Consider the following 8,603-nt stretch of genomic DNA (forward strand, 5'->3'; position numbering starts at 1 on the left):
GAAAATGCCGCAAGACATCAGCCATGAACCCATCATCGCCGTGCTCCTGCCTTGCTACAATGAGGAGCTGACCATCGCCGAGGTGGTGCGGCGATTCCGCGAGACGCTGCCGGCGGCAACCATCTATGTCTACGACAACAATTCGAAGGATCTGACGGCCCTGCGCGCCCGCGCGGCCGGCGCCATCGTGGTTCGCGAGCCGCGCCAGGGCAAGGGCAATGTGGTGCGGCGGATGTTCGCCGACATCGACGCCGACATCTATGTGATGGCCGACGGCGACGGCACTTATGCGCCCGACGACGCGCCGCAGCTGATCAACACGCTCTTGACCGAGCGGTCCGACATGGTGGTGGGCACCAGACGCGGCGTCACCGACGATGCCGGCCGCGCCGGCCATGCCTTCGGCAACCGTGTCTTCAACAGTCTCTACAAATGGTTGTTCGGCAGCGATTTCACCGACATCTTCTCCGGCTACCGCGTCTTTACCAGGCGTTTCGTCAAGAGCTTTCCCGCCGTCTCCGGCGGCTTCGAGATCGAGACCGAAATGTCGGTGCACGCCTCGCAGCTCAAATTGCCGATCAGCGAAATCGCGCTCGATTACGGCCACCGGCCGGAAGGGTCGTCGTCGAAACTGTCGACCTTCCGCGACGGCGCCCGGATCCTGTGGATGTTCGCCATGCTGATGAAGGAGACGCAGCCGCTGCGCTTCTTCGGCGTCTTTTCGCTGTTCTTCCTGGCCTCGAGCCTGTTCCTGATGGCGCCGGTGCTGGTCGAATTCGCCGAAACCGGCCTCGTTCCGCGCATGCCGACATGGGTGCTGTCGGTCGGCCTGCTGCTTCTTTCCATGCTGGCGGCGGTGACAGGGCTGATCCTCGATTCGGTCTCGCGTGGGCGCGCCGAACAGAAGCGGATCTTCTATCTCTCCATGCCTTCGGGCCGTGTCGAGCGCCGCCAGGGCGACGTGGTTCAGAAGCCGGGCAAGGCCTCGCGCGCGGCCTGACCGATGCAACGCGTGGTCCGCTTTGTCTTCGCAGGCGGCATCGGCTTCGTCACTGATGCGGCCGCACTCTGGCTGCTGCTCGCCGTCACGCCGCTCGGGCCCTTCGTCAGCCGCATCCTGTCGATCGGCTTTGCGCTCTGCGTCACCTGGCAGATCAACCGGCATCTGACCTTCTCGCCGTCGAGCAGGGGAATGACTCGGGAGGGCGCCCGTTATGGCGGCGTCGGCGTCGCCACCAGCATCGTCAACTATGCTGTCTACTCGGCCATCCTGTTCGCGGTGCCGGCAACCTCGCCTCTCATCGCTCTCGCCATCGCTTCGCTGGTGGCCATGACGCTGTCCTTCCTGGGCTACTCGCGGCTGGTCTTCGACCGTTAACGGCGTGGCCCGATTGGCAGATGGCGCCGCGACCCTTATATCGCTTGCGTTGACTGCGCTGGGGATCCGCCATGAAGCTGAAAATCGCCGTCCAGATGGACCATGTCTCCACCGTGTCGATCGCCGGCGACACTTCGTTCGCGCTCTCGCTGGAAGCGCAGCGGCGCGGCCATCAATTGTTCCACTATACGCCCGACCGGCTGTCGCTGCGCGACGGCAGGGTGTTTGCCCGCATCGAAGAGATGACGGTGCGTGACGAGAAGGGCAGCCACTATTCGCTGGGCGAGAAGGTGCGAACCGACCTGTCGGAGATGGACGTCGTCCTGCTGCGCCAGGACCCGCCCTTCGACATGAACTACATCACCACGACCCACATCCTCGAGCGCATCCATCCGAAGACGCTGGTCGTCAACGACCCGGCCTGGGTGCGCAACAGCCCGGAAAAGATCTTCGTCACCGAGTTTTCCGACCTGATGCCGGACACGCTGATCACCAAGGATCCGCTCGAGGTCGCCGCCTTCCGCAAGGAGTTCGGCGACATCATCGTCAAGCCGCTCTACGGCAATGGCGGCGCCGGCATCTTCCATCTGCTGGAAGCCGACCGCAACCTCGCCTCGCTGCTTGAAATGTTCGGCCAGCTGTTTCGCGAGCCCTATATCGTGCAGCGCTACCTGAAGGACGTGCGCAAGGGCGACAAGCGCATCATCCTGATCGACGGCGAGCCGGTCGGCGCCATCAACCGGGTGCCGGCCGAGCACGATTCGCGTTCCAACATGCATGTCGGCGGCCGCGCCGAGAAAACCGAGCTGACGGCGCGCGAGCGCGAGATCTGCGCCCGCATCGGGCCGTCGCTCAGGGAACGCGGCTTCATCCTGGTCGGCATCGATGTCATCGGTGACTACATGACCGAGATCAACGTCACCTCGCCGACGGGCGTGCGCGAAGTGCAACGCTTCGGCGGCGCCGACATCGCCAGCCTGTTCTGGGACGCGGTGGAAGCGAAGCGCGGGAAATAGCGCCTACGTCCTACGACGGCCTGGCATACTGTTCGGCGCTCATGACTTCGATGCAGGTGAAACGTTCGTTGCCTTCCACCCAGGCGTCGTGGCCCGGCGGAATTGTATAGGACGTGCCCTGCTCGAAAGTTTTCTGGGTTCCGTCATTCATCTTGATGGTGATGGTTCCCGATACGACGTAGCCGACATGCGAAACCTGACAGCTGTCGGTCTTGACGACCGGCTTCACGCATTCCGACCATTTCCAGCCCGGCTCCATGTTGAGCCGGCCCAGCGTATAGCCGGGAAGGCGCACCACTTCGACGCGCGTCTTGTTCGGCGTGCGAACTTCATCCGGGCTGTTGTGAGACTTGGATGCTAATTTGGTGACTTCAACACCGGCCATGTCATCCTCCCCTGTACTCGACGCGGAGCCTGACGTTGCGATTGTCGGAACCGCGGCCGGATTCATATCCCATTTCGGGCCCGCATACAATTATAAGCAATCGCTAAAATACGTGACGCCGAATGTGCCCGTCCCTCTCCGACGGCGCCGAGCCGAGCAGCCTGTTTTCATTTTGTCTTAACCATGTTCCGCTTTTTGCAACCTCATACAAACGCGGTGCAACCAGGACGCTTACAGGTTCCGGTGCTGTTCCTGATTTGATCAGAGGCCAGTAGAAGACTCGCGGGCAAACCAAGGTACGGCGGGCTGGCCTCTCCCACAACATTCGCCCGCCCTCTTTGTTCATGTAATGTTCTTGCCCTGGGCTGAAATCTGTGGTTGTCTTGCGTTGACGTCGCTCGCGGCCTGTTTACAAAGGCTGGGGGGGCGACGGCATCGGGGGCGGAATATGGTGGCGCGGGTTCGTACGGTCGCTTTCCAGGGCATCGAGGCCGTGCCGGTCGACGTGCAGGTGATGATCGCGCCCGGCAAGGTCAACATGCACATCGTCGGCCTGCCGGACAAGGCGGTGGCCGAGAGCCGCGAGCGGGTCCAGGCCGCCCTTCATGCATCGGGCCTGTCGATGCCGTCGAAGAAAGTGACCGTCAATCTGGCGCCGGCCGACCTGCCAAAGGAAGGCAGTCACTACGATCTGCCGATCGCGCTCGGCCTGATGGCAGCACTTGGCGCCATTCCGGGCGACATGCTGGCCGGCTATGTCGTGCTCGGCGAACTGTCGCTCGACGGCACGATCGCCGCGGTCGCCGGTGCCTTGCCGGCGGCGATCGGCGCCAATGCCGAGGGCAAGGGCCTGATCTGCCCCTTCGCCTGCGGGCCGGAGGCGGCCTGGGCCGGCAAGGATTTTGATATCCTCGCGCCGCGCAGCCTGATTGCCATCGCCAATCATTTCCGCGGCACGCAGGTGCTGTCGCGTCCCGAGGCCGGCATCCATGCCTCGGCGCGCGACCTGCCCGACCTTGCCGACATCAAGGGCCAGGAGACGGCGAAGCGAGCGCTGGAGGTCGCGGCCGCCGGCGGCCACAACCTGCTGATGATCGGCCCGCCGGGCTCCGGAAAATCGATGCTGGCGCAGCGTCTGCCGTCGATCCTGCCGCCGCTGGCGCCGAAGGAATTGCTCGAAGTCTCGATGATCGCCTCGGTGGCGGGCGAGCTCGGCGAAGGCAAGCTGACCGACCGGCGGCCGTTCCGCGCCCCGCACCACTCGGCCTCGATGGCGGCGATGGTCGGCGGCGGCATACGTGCGCGGCCGGGCGAGGTGTCGCTGGCCCATCACGGCGTGCTGTTCCTCGACGAGTTCCCCGAATTCACGCCGCAGACGCTCGATGCGCTGCGCCAGCCGCTTGAGACCGGCGACTGCATGATCGCGCGCGCCAACCACCGCGTCACCTATCCGGCGCGCATCCAGCTGGTGGCGGCGATGAACCCGTGCCGCTGCGGCATGGCCGGCGAGCCGGGCTATCGCTGCCTGCGCGGCGAGCGTTGCCGCACCGACTACCAGGCGCGCATCTCAGGCCCGCTGCTCGACCGCATCGATCTCAGGATCGAAGTGCCGGCGGTCTCGGCTAGCGACCTGATCCGGCCCGATCGGGCAGAGAAGAGCGCCGAAGTTGCACTCCGCGTCGGCCGCGCGCGCACCCTCCAGCGCGAGCGCTTCGAACGGCTCGGCGTCAGCAGCGCCACCACCAACGCGCATTGCGCGCCGGCTGTCATCGAGGCGATCGCCATGCCCGATGCCGCCGGCCTGTCGCTGCTCAAGGATGCCAGCGAAAAGCTCGCCTTTTCCGCACGGGCCTATCACCGGGTCCTGAAAGTCGCGAGAACGCTGGCCGATCTCGACGCCAGCGAGACCGTCGGCCGCATCCATCTGGCCGAGGCGATTTCATACCGCATGAGCTCGGAGCGGGTTGCGCAGGCGGCGTAGAAGACCGCGCCACTGAGCACGACATCGCCGGCGGTCGGCGCGCGCGGCGGCGCCAAGAACTGGTTATCTCCTTGCAAATGTAAAAGGTTAATTATCGAACTTCTGTTAGCTGCCTGCTGTGGCGCTCGAAGCGTTCGGATCATGGCGCGGTCTTGACGCCTGGTTGGCGCCCATTCGTCACTAAGCTCTCTCAGGTTTTGCAACATGCCCTCTTCGAGAAGCAGCCTCGACGGACTTCGGACCGACCAACTGGACGGCCTCAGATTTCTGGCATTCGCCATGGTGTTCTTCAGCCACTTTTCGGCGCCTGCCGAATACAGCTCGGTTGTCATGGTTCAAAGACAAGGATGGGTTGGGGTCGAGATATTCTTTGCCCTATCCAGTTTTTTGCTCTTTCGGCTCTTCGAACAGGAGCGGACCAGAACTGGAAGAATTTCCATCTCCCAATTCTTCGTACGAAGGCTGCTGCGCATCTATCCGCTGATGGTGCTCTTTCCGCTTGCGATGCTGCTCGCCTATGGTCCCCAGAACCCGGCTGCCTATGGGTGGCTTCTTGGCCTGGTCTCGTTTGTCGGCAACTACATCGCCTGGTTTCCGGACAATTGGTCGTCGATCCAATACACCGCCCAGCTCTGGTCTCTGCCCTATGAGTTCCAAATCTACCTGCTGCTGCCGCTTCTCTTCCTCCTGTATCTCAGCGTTGGTAGGCACGCCCTTGCCACCGGTTTGCTTTGCCTTCTTCCATTGTGTCTGCTTGGAAGGGTGGCGTTCGCGTTGAGTGGAGTGTCAACTCAGGCGGTCTATATGACGCCGCTCTTGAGGCCTGAATCGACAATCGTGGGAATCCTCGTTGCAATGGGCCTGACCAGGAGACTACTGCTGCCGCTGGTCGCGGCTGTATTTCTCTCGAGCGGGATCGGGCTGATTTTCCTGCCCTATATTCACACCCCCGTCGGGTCGGTTCTGGTCTATATCCCGGCCGGGCTTTTTGCTGGCTCACTGCTTCATATGGCGCTGCATGTGCAAAACGTCGCACGCCTGCTGCGCTGGCCACCGCTATCCTATCTCGGGACGATTTCCTTCGGCCTCTACGTTTTCCATACTTGGTCATTCGATCAGGGCAAGGCTCTGATGCAGATGGCCCACATCCCGGAAAGCTATGCCATTTCTTGCCTGGCAGGCTTGGCACATTGCATTTTGGCGGCATCGTTGAGCTACCGTATCCTGGAGCAGCCGCTTCTCCGGCTGAAGCCACGCCGCAGCCATCCTGAATCCGTCCAAGATGATGCGGTGGCGGCAAACGCGTGATCTTGCACAGCTACAGCGCATCTGCGGCGGACCGGGCCGAGATGGCGCGCCAGTTCAGCCTTGTTTCGCCTTCAGCTCCAACCGCCGCGCATGCAACACCGGCTCGGTGTAGCCATTCGGCTGGCTCGTCCCCTTGAAGACCAGGTCGCAGGCGGCCTGGAAGGCTATGGAAGCGTCGAAATCCGGCGCCATCGGCCGGTAGAGCGGATCGCCGACATTCTGCAGGTCGACAATGGCGGCCATGCGTTGCAGCGAATCCCTGACCTGGATTTCCGAGCAGACCTTGTGGCGCAGCCAGTTGGCGATGTGCTGCGAGGAGATGCGCAGCGTGGCGCGGTCTTCCATCAGGCCGACATCGTTGATGTCGGGAACCTTGGAGCAGCCGACGCCCTGGTCGATCCAGCGCACGACATAGCCCAGAATGCCTTGCGCATTGTTGTCGAGCTCGCGCTGGATTTCGTCGGGCGTCCAGTTGGGCCGAACGGCCACCGGCACCGACAATATATCGTCGAGCCTGGCCTTCGGACGGCTCTTCAGAGCCGCCTGGACTGCGTGCACATCGACCTTGTGATAGTGCGTGGCGTGCAGCGTCGCCGCCGTCGGCGACGGCACCCAGGCGGTGTTGGCGCCGGCCTTGGGGTGGGCGATCTTCTCGACCAGCATGGCCGCCATCAGATCGGGCATCGCCCACATGCCCTTGCCGATCTGGGCATGGCCGGCGAGCCCGCATTCGAGACCGGTGTCGACATTCCAGGCCTCGTAGGCGGAAATCCAAGCGGCCTGCTTCATGTCACCCTTGCGGATCATCGGGCCGGCTTCCATCGAGGTGTGGATCTCGTCGCCAGTGCGGTCGAGGAAGCCGGTATTGATGAACACCACCCGCTCCCTGGCGGCGCGGATCGCCTCCTTGAGGTTGATTGTGGTGCGCCGCTCCTCGTCCATGATGCCCATCTTGATGGTGTTTGGGGCCATGCCGAGCAGGGCTTCGACGCGGTCGAAGATCTCGACGGCGAAGGCGACCTCCTCTGGCCCATGCATCTTCGGCTTCACCACATACATCGAGCCGGCGCGGGAGTTCATCCGCCGCCCCTTCGGCCCGACGTCGTGCAGCGCAATCAGCGCCGTCATCGCCGCGTCCATGATGCCTTCCGGCACCTCGTTGCCGTCGCGGTCCAGGATCGCCGGATTGGTCATGAGGTGGCCGACATTGCGCACCAGCATCAGCGAGCGGCCAGGCACGGTCAGCGTGCCGCCGGCGGGCGCGGTGTAGACGCGGTCGGGGTTGAGCTTGCGGGTAAAACTCTTGCCGCCCTTGCTGATTTCCTCGGCCAGGTCGCCCTTCATCAGGCCGAGCCAGTTGCGGTAGACGACGACCTTGTCCGGCGCATCCACGGCCGCGACCGAATCCTCGCAGTCCTGGATGGTCGTCAGTGCCGATTCCAGGATGACGTCGGCAATGCCGGCAGGATCGGTGCGGCCGATCTGGTTGGCGCGGTCGATCACGATCTCGACATGCAGGCCGTTTTTCACCAGCAGAACGGCTTGCGGATTGGCGGCGTCGCCGCGATAGCCGACGAATTGTCTGGGATCGGCCAGCGTCGTCGAGCCGGCGCCGGCGCTGAGCTTCAGGGCGCCGTTGGCGACCGACAGGCCGTTTACCCCTGCCCATTTGCCCGAGGTGAGCGGCACAGACTGATCGAGAAAGTCCTTGGCCCAGGCGATGACCCTGGCGCCGCGCGCCGGGTTGAATCCCTTGCCCTTCTCGGCGCCATCCGTTTCGGGAATGGCGTCGGTGCCGTAGAGCGCATCGTAGAGCGAACCCCAGCGCGCATTGGCGGCGTTGAGCGCATAGCGCGCGTTCATCACCGGCACGACGAGTTGCGGCCCCGCGACGATGGCGATTTCGGGGTCGACATTGTCGGTCGAGACGCTGAAGGCCGGCCCTTCCGGAACGAGATAGCCGATCTCCTTCAAGAACGCCTTGTAGGCCTCCATGTCGATTGGCGCGCCGTTGTCGCGATACCAACCGTCGAGCTTTTCCTGCATGGCATCGCGCTTTGCCAGCAGCGCCCGGTTCCTGGGCGCGAGATCATGGACGATGGCCGAAAACCCGTCCCAGAAACGCGCCGCTTCGATGCCGGTGCCGGGCAACGCTTCGTCGACGACGAAGTCATGCAGCTCGCGGGCAATCCGCAATCCCGCGATCTCGATGCGATCGGTCATCAGGGCTTCTCCAGATGAAAGGCTTTGCGGGGCGTTTGGCATGTCAGGGGTGCAGGGTCAATTCGGCTTAGGGTGAAGGTGGGGCATTTTGGGCGGTTAGCCAATCTCCCCCCTCGTGGGGGAGATGCCCGGCAGGGCAGAGAGGGGCGCGAAGGATCACCGACGTTGCCCACTCTTGCCGCGGGACTCATCCCAACCAGAATGCAGGAGCGAAAGGAGAACGGAGATGCTGGCGGGACAGCGCCCCCCTCTGGCCTGCCGGCCATCTCCCCCACAAGGGGCCTGTTGCACAATTCTGGCATTGTGATTCAC

7 protein-coding genes are annotated in these 8,603 nt (G+C 63.4%); 5 read left to right on the top strand and 2 right to left on the bottom strand.

Features of this window, described 5'->3' with window-relative positions:
• The first annotated feature begins 4 nt into the window (after positions 1 to 4).
• The 3 genes from C7I87_RS34475 (at position 5) to gshB (ending at position 2,394) form a co-directional block, all read left to right on the top strand.
• Positions 5 to 1,000 (top strand): glycosyltransferase, encoded by a 996-nt coding sequence (locus tag C7I87_RS34475; RefSeq protein ID WP_149908403.1) that lies wholly within the window; start codon positions 5 to 7, stop codon positions 998 to 1,000.
• Between the two features lie 3 nt (positions 1,001 to 1,003).
• Positions 1,004 to 1,378, top strand: coding sequence for a GtrA family protein (locus tag C7I87_RS34480; protein WP_149908395.1), 375 nt, complete (start codon positions 1,004 to 1,006; stop codon positions 1,376 to 1,378).
• 71 nt (positions 1,379 to 1,449) lie between these two features.
• The gene (gene gshB / locus C7I87_RS34485) at positions 1,450 to 2,394 is read left to right on the top strand and encodes a glutathione synthase (protein WP_149908396.1); all 945 of its coding nucleotides are present in this window, start codon (positions 1,450 to 1,452) and stop codon (positions 2,392 to 2,394) included.
• Between the two features lie 10 nt (positions 2,395 to 2,404).
• Here gshB and C7I87_RS34490 read toward each other — a convergent pair whose 3' ends face one another.
• On the bottom strand, positions 2,405 to 2,779 hold the full coding sequence (locus C7I87_RS34490; RefSeq protein ID WP_149908397.1) for a cupin domain-containing protein: 375 nt from the start codon (positions 2,777 to 2,779) through the stop codon (positions 2,405 to 2,407).
• Between the two features lie 448 nt (positions 2,780 to 3,227).
• Here C7I87_RS34490 and C7I87_RS34495 point away from each other — a divergent pair, with 448 nt between their 5' ends.
• A complete protein-coding gene (locus tag C7I87_RS34495) occupies positions 3,228 to 4,760 on the top strand; it encodes a YifB family Mg chelatase-like AAA ATPase (RefSeq protein ID WP_149908398.1) in 1,533 nt (510 codons plus the stop codon).
• 204 nt (positions 4,761 to 4,964) lie between these two features.
• Positions 4,965 to 6,068: an acyltransferase family protein gene (locus tag C7I87_RS34500; protein WP_149908399.1), complete on the top strand. Its 1,104-nt coding sequence runs from the start codon at positions 4,965 to 4,967 to the stop codon at positions 6,066 to 6,068.
• 54 nt (positions 6,069 to 6,122) lie between these two features.
• On the opposite strand, the gene C7I87_RS34505 is transcribed toward C7I87_RS34500, so the two are convergent.
• A complete protein-coding gene (locus C7I87_RS34505; protein ID WP_149908400.1) occupies positions 6,123 to 8,291 on the bottom strand; it encodes a malate synthase G in 2,169 nt (722 codons plus the stop codon).
• Positions 8,292 to 8,603 lie beyond the last annotated feature (312 nt).

This window comes from Mesorhizobium sp. SARCC-RB16n, assembly GCF_008520305.1.
GTDB lineage: Bacteria > Pseudomonadota > Alphaproteobacteria > Rhizobiales > Rhizobiaceae > Mesorhizobium.